Origin of the sequence: Glycomyces sp. TRM65418, from assembly GCF_019710475.1 — a bacterium.
In the GTDB taxonomy this organism is placed as follows: Bacteria; Actinomycetota; Actinomycetes; order Mycobacteriales; family Micromonosporaceae; genus Glycomyces.
Window position 1 is genome coordinate 385509 of the sequence record NZ_JAJFAX010000005.1, and the last position, 15800, is coordinate 401308.

Here is a 15800-nt window from a genome sequence, read left to right on the forward strand (position 1 = left end):
GCGGGACCTCGCGACGCGCCGTCGGCGCGAGGACACCGCTGCACAGCGTAGCTCCGGCGGCCGGGAGGCGCCTTCGCCATACGGCGGTCTCCGACTTCGGGCGAAGCGGCCGTGACCAGGGGCGGTGTGGGATCCGATCGGGGCGACCGCTGCGCCGGCGGCGTGCCATGAGACCGAATCGACAGCCGCCGATCCGGCCCCTGTCGGCGGCGTGGACGCCCGCCCGAGGGCGGGAACCCGGAGGGGCGACTGCGAGGTTTCCTCGCCTGAAGGTTGACATTGATACCCCCAGGGGGTAAGAATACTGGCCATGAGATACCCTTGGGGGGTATCAGTGAAGGAAGGACTCCCACCATGCGGACGAGCGCACGACTAGGCCTCTACGGCGGCGGACTGGCACTGCTGTTCGCGGCCGCCTTCGGCACCGCCTCGGCCGTCGTCCCCGAGAGCGCCGCGGAGGAGTGGAACGAGGAGACCGGCGGCATGGACATGGACATGGACATGGGCGCGGACTCGGGCCACGGCGACGACTCGGGCCACGGCGACGACCACGGCGAGGCGGCCGCGTCCGTCGGCGGGCTCGCGATCGAGCAGGACGGCTACCGGCTCGGCGAGATCGCCGCGCCCCGGCAGGCGGGCGTCGCAGGCACGCTCGCGTTCGCGATCACCGCGCCCGACGGCGAACCGCTCACCGACTACACCGTCTCCCACGAGAAGGACCTGCACCTCATCGTGGTCCGCTCCGACGGGACGCGGTTCCGCCACGAGCACCCGACCCTCGACGAGCACGGCACCTGGTCCCTCCCGTGGACCTGGGACGTCGCGGGCACCTACCGCGTCTACGCCGACTTCGTCCCGGCCGACGCCGACGGGGCCTCCGGCGTCACGCTGACGCGTACCGTGGAAGTCGCCGGGGACTACGGCCCCGAGACGCCGGCGAACACGTCCACCGCCGAGGTCGACGGCTACACCGTCACCCTCGACGGCGACCTCGCCGCCGGGACCACGTCGGACGTCACCGTCGCGATCACGCGCGACGGCGAGCCGGTCACCGCGCTCGAGCCCTACCTCGGCGCGTTCGGGCACCTCGTGGCACTGCGCGAAGGCGACCTCGCGTACCTCCACGTGCACCCCGAAGGCGACGAGCCCGCGCCGGGCGACCTGTCCGGGCCCCGGATCGAGTTCGCCACCGAGTTCCCGACCGAAGGCCGGTACTTCCTGTACCTGGACTTCCAAGTCGACGGACAGGTCCGCACCGCCGCGTTCACCGTCGAGACCACCGGCGCCGCGGCCGAGGCCGAACCGGACGACCACGGGACCGGACCCGCGCCGGACGGCTCCGCGACCGAGTCGACGCCGGACGGCCACGGGCACGGCGGCGAATCCGCATCCGACGGCCACGGCCACTAGCCCGCCGCACATCGACGCGAGAGAGAGGGAAGACCATGTCGACGACCCCCGCCCGGCCGACCGGGCCGGTCAACAGCATCGAGCTGGAGATCGGCGGGATGACCTGCGCGTCCTGCGCGATGCGGATCGAGAAGAAGCTCAACAAGGTCGACGGCGTCACCGCCACGGTCAACTACGCGACCGAGAAGGCCCGCATCGAGGCCCCCGCCGGCACCGACCCCGCCGCGCTCATCGCCGTCGTCGAGCGGACCGGCTACACGGCCGCCCTGCCGCGCGTCGAGGAGCCCGAGGACGCCTCGTCCGAGGAGGACCGGCCCGACGCCGAGCTGACCTCGCTGCGGCAGCGGCTCATCGCCGCCGTCGTCCTGTCCGTGCCCGTGATCGCGATGTCGATGATCCCGGCCCTCCAGTTCGACTACTGGCAGTGGGCGTCCCTGGCGCTCGCGTGGCCGGTGGTCCTGTGGTCGGCCTGGCCGTTCCACAAGGCCGCGTTCCAGAACCTCCGCCACGGTTCGGCCACGATGGACACCCTCGTCTCGGTCGGCACCCTGTCGGCGCTCGCGTGGTCGCTGTACGCCCTGTTCCTCGGCACCGCCGGGACCCCGGGCATGACCCACCCGTTCAGGCTCACCATCGAGCCGTCCGACGGCGCCGCCAACATCTACCTCGAAGTCGCCGCGGGCGTCACCATGTTCATCCTCGCCGGACGCTACTTCGAGAAGCGCTCGAAGCGGCGCGCGGGCGCGGCCCTGCGCGCACTGCTCGAGATGGGGGCCAAGGACGTCGCGGTCCTCCGCGACGGCGCGGAGACGCGCATCCCGATCGGCGACCTCGCCGCCGGCGACGAGTTCGTGGTGCGGCCCGGCGAGAAGATCGCCGCCGACGGCGTGGTCGTCTCCGGCAGCTCCGCCATCGACGCCTCGATGCTCACCGGCGAGTCCGTGCCCGTCGAGGTCGGCGAAGGCGACGCCGTCACCGGCGCCACCGTCAACGCCGGCGGACGACTCGTCGTGCGCGCCACCGCGGTCGGACAGGACACGCAGCTGGCGCAGATGGCCCGACTCGTCGAGGACGCCCAGTCCGGGAAGGCCGAGGTCCAGCGCCTGGCCGACCGGGTCTCGGGGATCTTCGTGCCCGTCGTCATCGCCATCGCGGTCGCGACCCTCGGGTTCTGGCTCGGCGCGGGCTACCCCGCGACGGCCGGGTTCACCGCCGCCGTCGCGGTGCTCATCATCGCCTGCCCGTGCGCCCTCGGCCTCGCGACGCCGACCGCGCTGCTGGTCGGCACCGGCCGCGGCGCGCAGCTCGGCATCCTCATCAAGGGCCCGGAGATCCTGGAGTCCACGCGCCGGGTCGACACGGTCGTGCTCGACAAGACCGGCACCGTGACCACCGGCACGATGACCCTCACCGAGGCGATCCCCGAGGAGGGCGTCGACCGCGCCGAACTCCTGCGCCTGGCCGGGGCCCTGGAGCACGCCTCCGAGCACCCGGTCGCGCGGGCCATCGCCAAGGGCGCGGCCGAGGACGGGACCCTGCCCGCGGTCGAGGACTTCCAGAACGTCGAAGGCAAAGGCGTGCAGGGCGTCGTGGACGGGCACTTCGTCGTGGTCGGCCGCGAGTCGCTGCTCGCGGACTGGACCCTCGAACTGAGCCCCGGACTGGCCGACGCCAAAGCCGAGGCCGAACGCGAAGGCAAGACCGCCGTCGCGGTCGGCTGGGACGGCGAGGCCCGCGGCGTGCTCATCGTCGCCGACACGGTGAAGCCCACCAGCGCCGAGGCGATCGGGCAGTTCAAGGCGCTCGGGCTGACCCCGGTCCTGCTCACCGGCGACAACAAGGCCGTGGCCGAGCGGATCGGCGCGGAAGTGGGCATCGCCGAGGTCATCGCCGAGGTCATGCCCGCCGACAAGGTCGAGCAGGTCGCGAAGCTCCAAGCCGAGGGCAAGGTGGTCGCGATGGTCGGCGACGGCGTGAACGACGCCGCCGCGCTCGCGAAGGCCGACCTCGGCCTGGCCATGGGCACCGGCACGGACGCCGCGATCGAGGCCGCCGACATCACGCTGGTGCGCGGCGACCTGCGCAGCGCGGCCGACGCGATCCGGCTCTCGCGCAGGACCCTCGGCACGATCAAGGGGAACCTGTTCTGGGCCTTCGCGTACAACGTGGCCGCGATCCCGCTGGCGGCCCTGGGCCTGCTCAACCCGATGCTGGCCGGCGCGGCGATGGCGTTCTCGAGCGTCTTCGTCGTCGGCAACAGCCTGCGGCTCCGGTCGTTCAAGAGCCGCTCGCACAGCGTCTGAACCCGATCGAACGCAGCGGCGCGCGGTCCCGTGAGGGAGCGCGCGCCGCTGCGCAAGCGCTGGGCGTCCTGCGGCGGCCCTCTCCGCGGCCGTGTCCTGCCGACGGACGCCTTTCGGGCCGGCGCTCAGGGCGCGGGGGCGCGGACTGAGGCCTCGGCCTACAGGGTGCCGGTCAGCGCCAGGACTCCGGGGTTGCCGGTCAGAGCGGTGGTGCGGACGGTCCCGACCCGCTGCCACGTGCCGTCGGAGCGGCGGATGGTGTGCCTGATGATCTGCTTGGCGTCGTCGGTGAAGTCGATGATCGCGACCTGCGTCTCGGTGCCGGCGTTGGCCGCTGCCAGGGCGGGTCCAGGCGGACGAGAGGCGAGGGGCCCGCATCGGAGGACCAGGCGGCGGAAGCCGCCGAACCGGGCGGAAGCGCCTTCGACGGCCAGTCCGGCCTGCGTGCCGAAACAATATGTAACAGTGCTGTTAGAGTCGCGCTATGAGTCAATCCTTCACTCCCGGGCTCGGCACCCTGCTCCGCCGGCTCGTCGCCCATCTCGACCGCGCCGTCGACGAGGCCTACGCCGAGGCCGGACTCGACTACCGGGCCACCTTCACGCCGGTGACACGGGCCCTGCTCGCGGCAGACTCCATGTCGGTCAGGGAGATCGCGGCCGCTGTCGGGACGACGCATTCGGCCGCCAGCCAGACGGTCGCGCAGATGCGCCGCGCCGGACTCCTCGACAGCGCCGCGGGCCCGGACGGCCGGGAGCGCCGCGTCCGGCTGAGCGACCAGGCCAGGCGCCGGCTTCCCGTGATCGAGGAGCAGTGGCGCCGCACCGCCGACGCCGCCGATGCATTGAGCCGGGAGATCGGCGTCGACCTGGCGGCGGCCGTGACCGCCGCTCTCGAGACCGTCCACGCACGACCGTTTCTCGAGCCCGCCGCCGCCGGCCCCTTCCCGCGGCCCACGCGCTGGATGAGCCCGGCCGAGCAGACCGCGGCGCTGCAGGGCCTCGCGGATCTCGTCGAACGGCACTACGTCTTCGCGAACGACGCGGCGGACTACGCCGCCGAGATCCGCCGATGGCCCCTCGTCGAACCCGGCGTATCGACCGCCGAGTTCGCCGAAGCGCTCACCGATGCCCTGCGCCGTCGCGATCGGCATTTCAAGATCACCTGGGGCGAGCCCGATCAGACGGCCCGGTCGACTCCGGACGAGACGGCGGCGGCACCGTCCCTGGACTTCCGGCGCGACGGCGAAACCGGGATCATCGCCGTCCGGCAGTTCGCTGACGCCGACGACCCCGACGCCGCCGAAGAGGCGCGTGCATGCCTCGAACGGCTCGCCGACCGCCGGGCCGCCGTGATCGACCTGCGCGGTACCCCCGGCGGCTGGCCGTCGATGGCCGAACTCCTGGCCGGGCCGTTCCTCGGCCCCCGCCCGGTGCCCATCGTGACCTTCATGTCCCGCGAAGGACCGGAGGCGAGTTCCTCAAGCCGGCCCGACCCGCGCTTCGCCGCACTCGACTCGATGCCGCTCTACCTGGTGGTGAACGAGCGCACCGGCTCGGCGGCCGAAAGCTTCGCCTACGCGCTCCAGTCGACCGGGCGCGCCACGGTCGTAGGCACGGCGACCGCCGGGGCCGCGAACCCGGGCCGGTCGTTCGCCGACCCCAGCGGTTTCTGGATCTTCATCGCCACAGGCGCGCCGATCGACCCCAGGACCGCGACGAACTGGGAAGGCGTCGGCGTCCGTCCCGACGTCGAGACCGCCGGCGACGCGCTCGACACCGCTCTGCGCCTCGCGAAAGCGGCACGCCGATGACCCTCGCGGAGGCGACGACCAGATCGACCACGGTCGGCGATCGGCCGGCCCGGTGACCCGGCCGACCGGTCCGGAGACGGCGGAAGTGTCGAGAATTACCTTGAAAGCATAAGTGGGACAAGGCTATCGGCCTAGTCCCACTTACGCTGTGCTTCGGTGTCGCCGCGCTATCGGTCCTCGTCCACGGCCTCGAGAACCTCGGCCACGAACGCCTCCAGCGGTTCACCGGAGATATTCTGCTCGGAGATGATCGCGTAGGGCAGGAGGAGGACGGCAGTGCGGAGGCCTTCGGACTCGACGCCGTCGATCGCATCGTTCTCACCGAATGCGAACCGGATCATCGCCTCGAATACGATCGGTTTGATGAGCTGCGCGGCCTCAGGGAACCGAGACCGAAGGCTCTCGACGAATTCACGGATCTGAGCATGGTCCGGCTTGGTCGGGTATTTGCGACCGATCGCGAAGGCCGAGGCGGCGGTCAGCAACGTGAAGGTGCGCTGATCCCCAAGCCGCGCTGCCACCTCCATCGGCAGATCTGCCGGTGCGGCGAGCGCCGCTCGCACGATGATCTCGTCGTCGGACTCGGTCATGTCACCTGTGCTCCTTCAACATGCGCTTAAGGTCGGCAATGCTACTCGCGACCGACTGGCCGGACTTCGTGAATACGAGCGAGGCGACCATTGCGGCCTCCGGCGCGCCCCCGACATCGACCGGAGTCTCCGGGACGGCCCGCCCCCCGGCTGCTGCGGGCTGCTGAACCTCGGCGATATAGTTCGCTCCGCTTGCCGACCCGGTGCTCGCGGTCGCGGGCGGCGGGGGGCGTCGCGAACCGCTGAGCGCACGCCGCCGACGGTGCCGCCGCTCGCCAGGCGATCGGCACGGTGCTGCCGGGCGCGACCACTCCTGAGGACACGGCATCGGGGGTGAGCCGTTCGCGCAGGTCGCCTGCGCTGCTCCCGGACCGCGCACACTGAGCCCTTGCGCTCAGCGTTCCGGAGTGCGATACTTAGCCGTATGGCACAGTATTCGGACGAGCTCGACGGCGTGCTCGTCGCCCTCGCCGACCCCACCAGGCGCGATGTCGTCCGGCGGCTCGGGCGCGGCCCGCAGAGCGTGGGCGACCTCGCCCGCGAGTTCCCGATGACCCTCCCCTCCTTCATGAAGCACGTGCGGACCCTTGAGGCGAACGGCCTCATCCGCACGACCAAGGCCGGCCGAGTGCGCACCTGCGAACTCCGGCGCGAGCGCCTCGCCGTCGTCGACGACTGGCTCGCGGAGCAGCGCCGCATCTGGGAGGAGCGCACCGACCGGCTCGAGCGTCTCGTCACCGATCCCGAGGAGCAGCAATGAATCCCGAACTCGACCTGGCCCTGGAACGGGTCATTCGCGCGCCGCGCGCCGCGGTGTGGGAGGCCTGGACCGACCCGGCCCGGTTCGAGCAGTGGTGGCTGCCGGCGCCCACGTTGTGCCGCGTCGACCGCTTGGAGGTCCGGCCCGGCGGCGCGCTGGTCACCCGGATGAGCGACGACGGCGAGCGGTTCGCTCCGCACATGGACGCGAGCTTCCTGCTCGTCGAAGAGCGCGAACGGATCGTGTTCACCAACGCGATCGACGGCTCCTGGCGCCCGGTGAACCCGATGCCCGTCCCGATGACCGCCGAGGTCACCTTCGGCGACCACCCGGACGGCACGGACTACCGGATCGTCGTCCGCCACGGCGACCCGGCCGCCCGTGCGCGCCACGAGGAACTCGGCTTCCTCGACGGCTGGGGCACGGTCACCGCGCAGCTCACCGACCTCGCCGAGAAGCAGGAGGGCTGAAGGGCCGCGAGCGAACGCCCGGGGGCGGAGGTCCCCGGGCGCTCGCCGTCTCATGCGGGCTAGCCGATGACGAAGGTCCTGATGCTGCGGGCCGGCAGCTGGGCGCCGAAGGAGCCGTTCGACATGGTGAACGTGTTGTAGTGCTCGAGGGTCCGGTTCGCGTCCGTCAGCCAGGTCGAGATGCTCGCGGAACCGGCGCCCTTGACGGTGTACGGGTGGTAGACCGCCGAACTGTTCTTGTTGACGGCGACGATGACGATCTTGGAGCCGCTCTTGAACGCCGAGATGTAGACGTTCGCCTGGGGGTTCGCGGTCGCGGTGATCCGCTGGTAGCCGGGACGGACCCACTTCGAGTAGTGCGCCATGTTCGCGCCGCGCTTGCTGATCCGCCCGTCCTCGCGCATCGGCCCGTAGGAGCGGCGGATGTACCACCACACGTACGTCTGGAAGCGGCCGTACACGAGGGCTCGGTGCATGGCCTCGCCGACGTCGAGCGCCTGGGGCCAGAGGTCGGCCGAGTCGCTGCTGTTGGGGTGGTAGACCTCCGTCATCCACAGTTCCTTGCCGCCGCCCTTCTGCTGGAAGAGCGGGTAGGGGAGCTCGGAGTTCTGGGTGCCGTAGAGGTGCGCGCCGATGATGTCCACATTGGCGAGGGCCTGGGGGTCGTTGAGGATCGGGTCCGACATGTTCTTGCGGTACTGGAACGACTCGGGCGCGATGACCCGGGTGTTGAGCGATCCCGCGTGCTCGCGCAGGAACCGGACGATCTCGGCCGGGGTCCACGCCGTCCAGTCGTGCGCGTAGTCGGGTTCGTTCTGCACCGAGATCGCGTGCAGGTCGACGCCGTTGTCCCGCATGAAGGCCGTGAAGTCGTTCAGGTGCCGCGCGTACGCGCCGTACTGGTCGTACCGCAGCCGCTTGCCGCCCGAGAAGGACTCGGTCATCGAGGCGGGCGGGTTCCACGGCGAGGCGAAGACCTTCGCGCCGTGCTCGATCGCGCGCCTGGCCGTCGCCACCTCGCCGCTCCAGTTCGCGCGGTCCTCGTGGACGGGGATGCGCAGGAGGGAGAACCCGAGCTGGCCCGTGCCGTTGCCGAACGCGGTGTCGCGCTGGGCGGCGGTGAGGTCGTTGATCCAGACCGTGTGGTTCATGCCGCCGAAGCCCTGGATGATCTGCTGCCCCGTCTGCGGTTCGACGGTGACGCCGGACTGCGCCGCGGCGGGGGCCCCACCGGCGACCGCGCCTCCGGCAACGCCCGCGACGACGGGCAGGGCGCCCATCGCCAGCAGCGAGCGGCGGCTCAGCGCCGTCGGTCGGGGATCCTTCGGGGCCTCGTGCTCTGGCGTCATGGCGTCTCCTCCTGGACGTCGGCGCCACTCCGCCCACCGCTTCGGCGCCCGTGCCCGCGTGACGGGATGTCGCCGAAACTTTCGGAATGACAGCGCTTGTCGTCGAAGCGTAGATTTGCGTATGTCGATATGTCAACCCCTGGTCACGGCTTGGATGACCGTGAACACGGATTGACGTGCCTCTATGCCATATTCATGAGAATTATCGGTGGCGCTTGCCGGGGACTCCGGCCGACACCCGGCGGCGGGCGGTGAAGACCGGGGGGCGGTGTCAGGGGCGTGACAGGGCCCTGACAGGCGTCGGGCGGACCGTAGTCGCATACCGAGAACGCCGCATGCGGCCACAGGACCGCGAACGCCCAGAGGAGCACGCCATGACCACCTTCGCCACCCCCGCGCCCATCACCGCCACCGTCCAGGTCGCCGGCGCCCGAGTGCGGGTCAACGCGACCGACCGCACCGACACCGTGGTGCGGGTCGAACCCGTCGACCCCTCGAGCAGGGCGCATGTCAAGGTCGCCGACAGGACCAGGGTCCGGTTCGCCGACGGGCGCCTGTCGGTCAAGACGACCGCCTCTGGCTCCAAGGACGGCTCGGTCGCCATCACGATCGACCTGCCCGCCGGATCCAGCCTGGTCACCTACCTGGCGCACTCCACCGTCCAGGCCGACGGCTCGTTCGGCGAATGCGAGCTGCACACGACGACGAGCCGCGTCCGGCTGGACCGCATCGACGCGCTCCAGGCGAACTTCGGGTCCGGCGAGCTGGAAATCGGCCGCGTCGCCGGGAGCGCCCGCATCGACGGCGGCAAGGTCGCCGTGCGGATCGGCGAGGCGGCGGACACCGTCGAACTCTCCACCTCGGGCGGCCCGACCTGGATCGGCCACGCCCGGGCCGACCTCGAACTCACCGGCGGCGACACCGGCTTCGACATCGACCGCGCCGACGGCAGCGTCACCGCCAAGACCGGCAACGGCGCCATCCGGATCGGCCGGCTGGCGCGCGGCGCGGCGACGCTGTGGAACGGCTCGGGGGACATCGAGGTCGGCATCGGCGCGGGCACCGCCGCCCGGGTGCACGCCGACAGCAAGAAAGGGTCGGTGCGCAACACCGCGCCGTCCCCGGAGCAGCTCGAAGCGTTCGACGAGAAGGTCGACATCGACGCCCGCACGCGGCACGGCGACATCGTCATCCGTCCGGCGGCGAGCTGACGGCGCGCGGGCGCTCGGGGGCCGACGCGCTCGACGCTCGTCGAGCGCGATGGCCCCGAGCCGTGTGCAGCCGGCGGATCGCGGGCGGTCCGACCGCTGCGTCCGATCGGCAGGCGCGGGCGCCGGGTTCAGTCGGCGATCGCGGACCGATCCGGTTCTCGCGGCGGCGCCTTCAGTCCGCGAGCGCCCCCGCGACGAGCGCCGACCAGTCCGTTTGCGCGCCTTCCCCGGTCGCCTCGTCGAACCGCTCGTCGCCGAGGCGCTCGCGCACCGTCTGCTCGATCCGGACCGGATCCGGCTGGGAACGATCCGGCGTTCCGCGCACGGCGGCGCCGGCCGCGAGCAGCTGCGCGGCCTGCTCGTGCTGTCCGCGGCGCACCGCCAGGTCGGCGACCGCCACGAGCGTCTGCGCGATCAGCGGCGCGATCCCCGTCTCGGCCGCCGCCTCGCAGGCGACGGCGAGGTGCGCGCGGGCCTCGCCGATATCGTCCGCGAGATACCCGAGCAGGCCGTGGATCGTCGCGCGGACGCTCGCCACTTCCACGTCGTCGCCGAGCACGCGCTTCACGTCGTCGATCTGCCGGCGCGCCTCCTCGGCGTCGCCGTCCCAACGCGCGAGTTCGGCCTTCGCCAGAGCCAGCTCGACGAGTCCGTCCGGCCAGGTGACCCCTTCCAGGGACCGCTCGGCGTCGGCGAGCACCGCCGCGCCGGCGTCGCGATCGCCGAGCAGCCAGTACAGCTGCGCCTGCCGCGCCTGCATCCGGACGGCGTCCTCGACCGCGTTGAACGCGGTGACGGCCGCGATGGCCTGCTCGAAACGCTCGCAGGCGGCGGCGAGATCGCCGTGGGCGGCGATCCGGTCGGCCAGTTCCGACTGGGCGAACGAGACGCCGAACCGGTCGCCGAGCGCCCGGAACGCGTCGAGCGCCGCTTCGAGGTCCGTTTCGGCCTCGGGCCCGCCCTGGCCGAACAGGATCCGCATCTTGCCGAGCTGCAGGCGGGCCATCGCGCGCACCCACGGGTCGTCCTCGTCCAGGAGGGCCTCCCAGGCGGACATGGCCCTGGACGGGTCGCGCAGCATCTGCTCGAGGGGCGCGATGAGGGCCAGCAGCGGGTAGCGGCCCGTTCCCGCCCGACTGCACCGGTACGCCTCGTGGATCCATTCCTCGGCTTGGCGTTCACCGCCGCGTCCGGCGGTCATGAACGTGATGATGAGCGTGTACACCATGCCCCGGACGTCCGGGTCCGCGTCGCCGGGCATCGTCGCGGCGGCGGTGACCAGTTCGCTGCCTTCGGCCTTGTGGCCGCTGAGCCACCAGTAGAAGCCGGCGGACGCGGCGAGCCGCATCGCCGCCTGGGTCTCGCCGGCGGCGATCGCGCCGCGCATGGCGGCGGCGATGTCGTCGTGCTCGGCTTCGAGGGCGGCGAGCCATGCGAGCTGGTCGGCGCGGCGCAGCTGCGGCTCGGCGGTCTCGACGAGGCCGGTGTAATACGCCAGATGCGCTCGGCGCGCCCGGTCCGTCTCCCCGGCCTCTTCGAGTCGCCGCAGGGCGTACTCCTTGATCGTGCCGAGCATCCGGTAGCGCGGCTCGCCGTCGCCTAGGGCGAGCAGGAGCGATTTCTCGGCGAGCGCGGTGAGCAGGTCGAGCACGTCCTCGTGCCGGACGGCGCCGTCGTCGGCGCAGACCCGTTCGGCCGCTTCGAGGCTCGCGCCGCCCGAGAACACCCCGAGGCGGCGCAGGACCGCCCGTTCGGCGTCGGTGAGGAGTTCCCAGCTCCAGTCGACGACCGCGCGCAGCGTCTTGTGGCGCGGCAGCGCGGTGCGGCTGCCGCCGGTCAGCAGGCGGAACCGGTCGTCGAGCCGGTTGGCGAGCTGGTCGAGGGACATGGTGCGGAGCTTGGCCGCGGCGAGTTCGATCGCCAGCGGCATCCCGTCCAGGGCCCGGCAGACGCGCGCGAGCGTGCGGGCGTCGACCGCGAGGTCCTTGCGGACGGCGGCGGCCCGGTCGCGCAGCAGCCGGACCGCGGGGGAGGCCTCGATCTCGCCGGAACCGGCGTCGCCCTCGGGGAGGGCCAGCGGGTCGACCAGCCACAGCGCTTCGCCGGTGATGCCGAGCGGTTCCCGGCTCGTCGCGAGGATCCGCAGATTGCGGCATTCGCCGAGCAGGCGGTCGGCGAAGGCCGCCGCCGAGTCGATGACGTGCTCGCAGTTGTCCAGGATCAGCAGCGCGTCCCGCTCGCGGATCGCGGCGATGATGCGGTCGGTCGGCTCGGCGTTCGTCGCCTCGCCGAGCAGCGAGTCGCGGAGGCCGAGCCCGGCGAGCGAGGCCTGCGCGACGTCGCCGTCGGGGCCGATCGCGGCGAGCTCGACGAGCCAGGCGCCGTCCGGGAGGCCGCCGAGCAGCGAGCGGGCGGTCTCCGTGGCGAGCCTGGTCTTCCCGGCGCCGCCGGGGCCGACGAGCGTGGTGAGGCGGTGCTCGGCGAGGAGTTCGCCGACGACGGCGACGTCGGCGTCCCGGCCGACGAAGCTGGTGAGTTCGGCGCGCAGGTTGGTCTTCGGGCGCGGCCGCTCCTTCGGCGGCGGCGCCAGTTCGCCTCGCAGCAGTGCGACGTGGAGGGCGGCCAGCTCGGGCGAGGGGTCGACGCCGAGCGCGTCGGCCAGGGACTCCCGGGTGCGCTCGTAGACCAGCAGCGCCTCGCTGCCGCGGCCGGCCGCGGCGAGGGCGCGCATCAGGGCGCCGACGAGGCGTTCGCGCATCGGATGGGCGGCGACGAGGTCGGTGAGTTCGGTGACGAGGTCGGCGCCGTCGCCGAGGTCGACTTCCGCGTCGAACCGGTCCTCCAGGGCGCTCAGGCGCAGCCCTTCGAGCCGGGTGATCGCCGCGTCGAAGGCCGCGCCGTCCTGCAGGCCGATCTCCTGCATGGGCGCGCCGCGCCAGAGGCCGAGGGCCTCGCGCAGCAGGTGGACCTGCTGCGGGCCGTCCTCGTTGCGGGCCTTGGCGACGAGCCGTTCGAACCGGACGGCGTCGACGGCGTCGGGATCCGCCAGGAGCCGGTAGCCGCCGCTCCGGCCCTCGATCACGCCGTCGGGCAGGGTCTTCCGCAGGCGGGAGACCAGGCGCTGCAGCGCGTTCGCGGCGTCGGCGGGCGGGTGCTCCCCCCAGATCCAGTCGACGAGCGTGGCCTTCTGGACCACGCGGCGCGGTTCGAGCGCGAGCGCGATCAGCAGCGCGCGCAACCGGTCGCCCGGCACGTCGGCCGAGGCCCCGTCATCCGTGCGCACCTCGAACGGTCCAAGCATCCTGATCTGCACGAGCCGATCTTGCCACGTGCGATCGACGAGTCCCCTACTGCTCGCGCCCGCTATAGGCGGGAGCACGAGCGGGCCGAGCGCATCGGGCAGGGGCACGCCTTGACCCCGGCAGCGGCGCGGCCGAGGCGATCGCGTCCGCCGCGTTCACCGGCGTGGAACGCCGATCGGGGCCTCGGCCGCTGAGCGCCCCGGTGGGCCGCCGCGGGGACCTACTGCGGCCCTTCGTAACGGGCGGCGACCGCGGCGGCGCGGTCGCGCAAGGACGTGCGCAACCACTGGGGGGCCAGGACTTCGGCGCTCGTGGCGAGCTGCCACAGCGCCCATTCGGCGTGCCGCGCGTCCTGGAAGACCACGTCCATCAGCAGTCGGCCGTCCGTCTCGACCGCTTCGGCGAGGACGGCCAGCGCGGTGCCCGCCAGCTCCTCGCGCCGCTCCGGATCCACCCGGAGTGCGACGGTGACCTGGTCGCCGCTCGACCGGAACCGCGTGCTGCGGTCCTGCCAGGCCCGGTCCAGGTCGACCCGGTCGGGCCGCTGCGCCGGTTCGTCGAGTTCCTCGGCGGCCGAGATCCGGGACAGCCGGTAGGTGCGGTCCTCGCCGGATCGGGTGGCGAGCAGGTAGCCCTGGTCGCGGACGGTGACCAGGCCGATCGGGTCCACGGTGCGCCACGTCGGGGCCCGGCCGGCCGCCGCGTATCGGAGGCGCAGCCGGTGGCCGGCGAAGACCGCGCGCCGGACCTCGGCCACGACGCCGTCGGGCACCTCCTCGGCGACGTGCCGCCGCGCGAGGAGGTCGGTCTCGGGGTCGATGAGCAGCCGCTCGGCGACGTCGGCCGCGGTGTCCCGATGGCCGGCGGGGAGCGCGTCGACCACTTTGAGCATGGCCGAGGCGAGCGCCGAGCCGAGGCCGAACGCCTGCGCGCCGCGCCGCGACCCGGCGATCAGCAGGGCCAGGGCCTCGTCGTGGTTGAGTCCGGTGAGCTCGGTCCGGAAGCCTGGCAACAGCGCGAAGCCGCCGTGGCGGCCGCGTTCGGCGTAGACCGGGACGCCGGCCGAGGAGAGCGCGTCGACGTCGCGCAGCACGGTGCGGGTGGAGACCTCCAGCTCGCGGGCGAGCGCGGTCGCGGACATCCGACCGCGTTGGCGCAGGAGCAGCACCAGTGAGACCAACCGGTCGGCGCGCATGCGAAAACGGTACACGAATACACGACACAAGGTGTCATGTATCGGTGGAAGGGTGGTCCCCGACCGAGTTCCGTCGCTTCCGAGAGGTGATCCACATAGCACACACCATCGTCAACCCAGAGCAATTGCACGACCCGGTCCCGTTCGGGTACAGCCACACCGCCGCCGTCTCGGCGGGTGCGGAACTGGTGCTCGTCGCGGGCCAGTACGGATCGGGCCCGGACGGCGCGGTCGTCTCGGCCGATTTCGCCGAGCAGGTGCGGCAGACGTTCCGCAACATCGGCGTCGCCCTCGCCGCCCACGGGCTCGACTTCGGCCACGTCGTCCAGTTGCGGACGTACGTGGTGCAGCATGACGTCGGCAAGCTCGGGCCGATCGCCGGGGCCGTGCAGGAGATCTGGGGCGGGCAGCCGCCGACGCAGACCCTCGTCGGCGTCGCGAGCCTGGCCGCCCCGGACGTGCTGTTCGAGGTCGAGGCCGTAGCCGCCCGACCGTGAGCCTCCGCCGCCCGCATCGAGGGGCCTCACCCCGATGCGGGCGGCGACACGGCCGTGAGCCCGCCCATGAGGACCGGATCCCGCTCGAAGACCGAGCCCGCGTATCCGCGCTGATGAACTTCCACGACGGCGGTGACGGCGAGGCCGGACCGACCTCCGGGGCCCGCTGCGTCGGGTCCGGCTCGAGGGCCTCATCCCGCGGCGGGCGCCCCGCCGTCTCGACCGCTCCAGCGGCTGTCGTCGCAATAGCGAGCAGTTGCCCCGATGCGCTACGGTGGGCGCATGTGTGCCGGGAGCAGCCGCTGCTCGCCGACCGGAGACTGATCTGATGCCGACCCTCGACGACATCGACCCGACCGCGACGTCATGACGCCGACCGGCCCACCGGGTCGCGACGGCCGCTTCGGTGGCGGCGGCGGCGACCTGGAACGTTCAGGTCCGGCATCATCCGGCATATGTCGCCCACTCGAGTTTGAGGAGACGATATGGACGATCCGACGGGCGACGAGCAGCGCCCCGGCAGGGAGCGCCCCTCGGCGCTGACCGACCCCGAAGGTTACATGCGTGATTTCCAGAATCGGGTCGCCGTGATTCGCGAGCGTGCCGAGCGCGTCCAGGACCTCATGAACGACACCAACGTCCGCCTCGAATCCGAGGAGGGGGAAGTCGCGGTCACCGTCAACATCGGCGGCGGGCTGGTGGATCTCGAGATCAGACCGGTCACCCGGACCATGAGCGGCCCGGCGATCGCGGCGATGATCCTGGAGACCTATCAGCGGGCCGCCGCTGAGGCATCGCGCCGCTCGGTGGACGTGATGTCCGAGATGCTCGGAGACGACTCCGAGGCGATGAGCATGATCCGCCAGTCGATCAACCGCCACGCCCCCCGGGAGGACTGAT

The 15800-nt window shown here is 72.3% G+C and carries 12 protein-coding genes; 8 read left to right on the forward strand and 4 right to left on the reverse strand.

Annotated elements, in window-relative coordinates:
* The first annotated feature begins 354 nt into the window (after positions 1-354).
* From K3N28_RS14105 to K3N28_RS14115, 3 genes are all read left to right on the forward strand, one after another.
* Complete coding sequence (locus K3N28_RS14105; protein ID WP_228093182.1) at positions 355-1410, forward strand: hypothetical protein; 1056 nt, start codon at positions 355-357, stop codon at positions 1408-1410.
* Between the two features lie 35 nt (positions 1411-1445).
* Positions 1446-3713 carry a cation-translocating P-type ATPase gene (locus tag K3N28_RS14110; RefSeq protein WP_228093183.1) on the forward strand — a complete coding sequence of 756 codons (2268 nt, stop codon included), beginning with the start codon at positions 1446-1448 and terminating at the stop codon, positions 3711-3713.
* Between the two features lie 484 nt (positions 3714-4197).
* Positions 4198-5526, forward strand: a complete 1329-nt coding sequence (locus tag K3N28_RS14115; protein WP_228093184.1) for a S41 family peptidase — start codon at positions 4198-4200, stop codon at positions 5524-5526.
* A 167-nt stretch (positions 5527-5693) separates the two neighbouring features.
* On the opposite strand, the gene K3N28_RS14120 is transcribed toward K3N28_RS14115, so the two are convergent.
* The gene (locus K3N28_RS14120; RefSeq protein ID WP_228093185.1) at positions 5694-6116 is read right to left on the reverse strand and encodes a hypothetical protein; all 423 of its coding nucleotides are present in this window, start codon (positions 6114-6116) and stop codon (positions 5694-5696) included.
* A 424-nt stretch (positions 6117-6540) separates the two neighbouring features.
* On the opposite strand from K3N28_RS14120, the gene K3N28_RS14125 reads away from it, so the two are divergent.
* Both K3N28_RS14125 and K3N28_RS14130 read left to right on the forward strand, forming a co-directional pair.
* Entirely contained in the window at positions 6541-6876 is a 336-nt protein-coding gene (locus K3N28_RS14125) for a helix-turn-helix transcriptional regulator (protein WP_228093186.1), read from the forward strand.
* Positions 6873-7346 carry an SRPBCC domain-containing protein gene (locus K3N28_RS14130; protein WP_228093187.1) on the forward strand — a complete coding sequence of 158 codons (474 nt, stop codon included), beginning with the start codon at positions 6873-6875 and terminating at the stop codon, positions 7344-7346. Before K3N28_RS14125 ends, K3N28_RS14130 begins: the two co-directional genes overlap by 4 nt.
* A 59-nt stretch (positions 7347-7405) precedes the next feature.
* On the opposite strand, the gene K3N28_RS14135 is transcribed toward K3N28_RS14130, so the two are convergent.
* On the reverse strand, positions 7406-8695 hold the full coding sequence (locus tag K3N28_RS14135; RefSeq protein ID WP_304608724.1) for a glycoside hydrolase family 30 beta sandwich domain-containing protein: 1290 nt from the start codon (positions 8693-8695) through the stop codon (positions 7406-7408).
* A 374-nt stretch (positions 8696-9069) separates the two neighbouring features.
* Between K3N28_RS14135 and K3N28_RS14140 the strand changes: the two genes are divergently transcribed.
* Entirely contained in the window at positions 9070-9906 is an 837-nt protein-coding gene (locus K3N28_RS14140) for a hypothetical protein (protein ID WP_228093188.1), read from the forward strand.
* A 172-nt stretch (positions 9907-10078) separates the two neighbouring features.
* Here the strand turns inward: K3N28_RS14140 and K3N28_RS14145 are convergent, their stop codons facing one another.
* Together K3N28_RS14145 and K3N28_RS14150 are read right to left on the reverse strand one after the other, a co-directional pair.
* Complete coding sequence (locus K3N28_RS14145; protein WP_374209769.1) at positions 10079-13219, reverse strand: BTAD domain-containing putative transcriptional regulator; 3141 nt, start codon at positions 13217-13219, stop codon at positions 10079-10081.
* Positions 13220-13428: 209 nt separating this feature from the next.
* A complete protein-coding gene (locus K3N28_RS14150; protein WP_228093190.1) occupies positions 13429-14403 on the reverse strand; it encodes a YafY family protein in 975 nt (324 codons plus the stop codon).
* A 95-nt stretch (positions 14404-14498) separates the two neighbouring features.
* Here K3N28_RS14150 and K3N28_RS14155 point away from each other — a divergent pair, with 95 nt between their 5' ends.
* Together K3N28_RS14155 and K3N28_RS14160 are read left to right on the forward strand one after the other, a co-directional pair.
* Positions 14499-14900 (forward strand): RidA family protein, encoded by a 402-nt coding sequence (locus K3N28_RS14155; RefSeq protein ID WP_374209782.1) that lies wholly within the window; start codon positions 14499-14501, stop codon positions 14898-14900.
* A gap of 485 nt (positions 14901-15385) precedes the next feature.
* The gene (locus K3N28_RS14160) at positions 15386-15799 is read left to right on the forward strand and encodes a YbaB/EbfC family nucleoid-associated protein (protein WP_228093192.1); all 414 of its coding nucleotides are present in this window, start codon (positions 15386-15388) and stop codon (positions 15797-15799) included.
* Position 15800: the final 1 nt, after the last annotated feature.

What these genes read in the sequence shown, in the direction of transcription:
- K3N28_RS14105 (WP_228093182.1), top strand. Translation starts at nt 355, where the DNA reads ATGCGGACGAGCGCACGACTAGGCCTCTACGGCGGCGGACTGGCACTG.
- K3N28_RS14110 (WP_228093183.1), top strand. Translation starts at nt 1,446, where the DNA reads ATGTCGACGACCCCCGCCCGGCCGACCGGGCCGGTCAACAGCATCGAG.
- K3N28_RS14115 (WP_228093184.1), top strand. Translation starts at nt 4,198, where the DNA reads ATGAGTCAATCCTTCACTCCCGGGCTCGGCACCCTGCTCCGCCGGCTC.
- K3N28_RS14120 (WP_228093185.1), bottom strand. Translation starts at nt 6,116, where the DNA reads ATGACCGAGTCCGACGACGAGATCATCGTGCGAGCGGCGCTCGCCGCA.
- K3N28_RS14125 (WP_228093186.1), top strand. Translation starts at nt 6,541, where the DNA reads ATGGCACAGTATTCGGACGAGCTCGACGGCGTGCTCGTCGCCCTCGCC.
- K3N28_RS14130 (WP_228093187.1), top strand. Translation starts at nt 6,873, where the DNA reads ATGAATCCCGAACTCGACCTGGCCCTGGAACGGGTCATTCGCGCGCCG.
- K3N28_RS14135 (WP_304608724.1), bottom strand. Translation starts at nt 8,695, where the DNA reads ATGACGCCAGAGCACGAGGCCCCGAAGGATCCCCGACCGACGGCGCTG.
- K3N28_RS14140 (WP_228093188.1), top strand. Translation starts at nt 9,070, where the DNA reads ATGACCACCTTCGCCACCCCCGCGCCCATCACCGCCACCGTCCAGGTC.
- K3N28_RS14150 (WP_228093190.1), bottom strand. Translation starts at nt 14,403, where the DNA reads ATGCGCGCCGACCGGTTGGTCTCACTGGTGCTGCTCCTGCGCCAACGC.
- K3N28_RS14160 (WP_228093192.1), top strand. Translation starts at nt 15,386, where the DNA reads ATGGACGATCCGACGGGCGACGAGCAGCGCCCCGGCAGGGAGCGCCCC.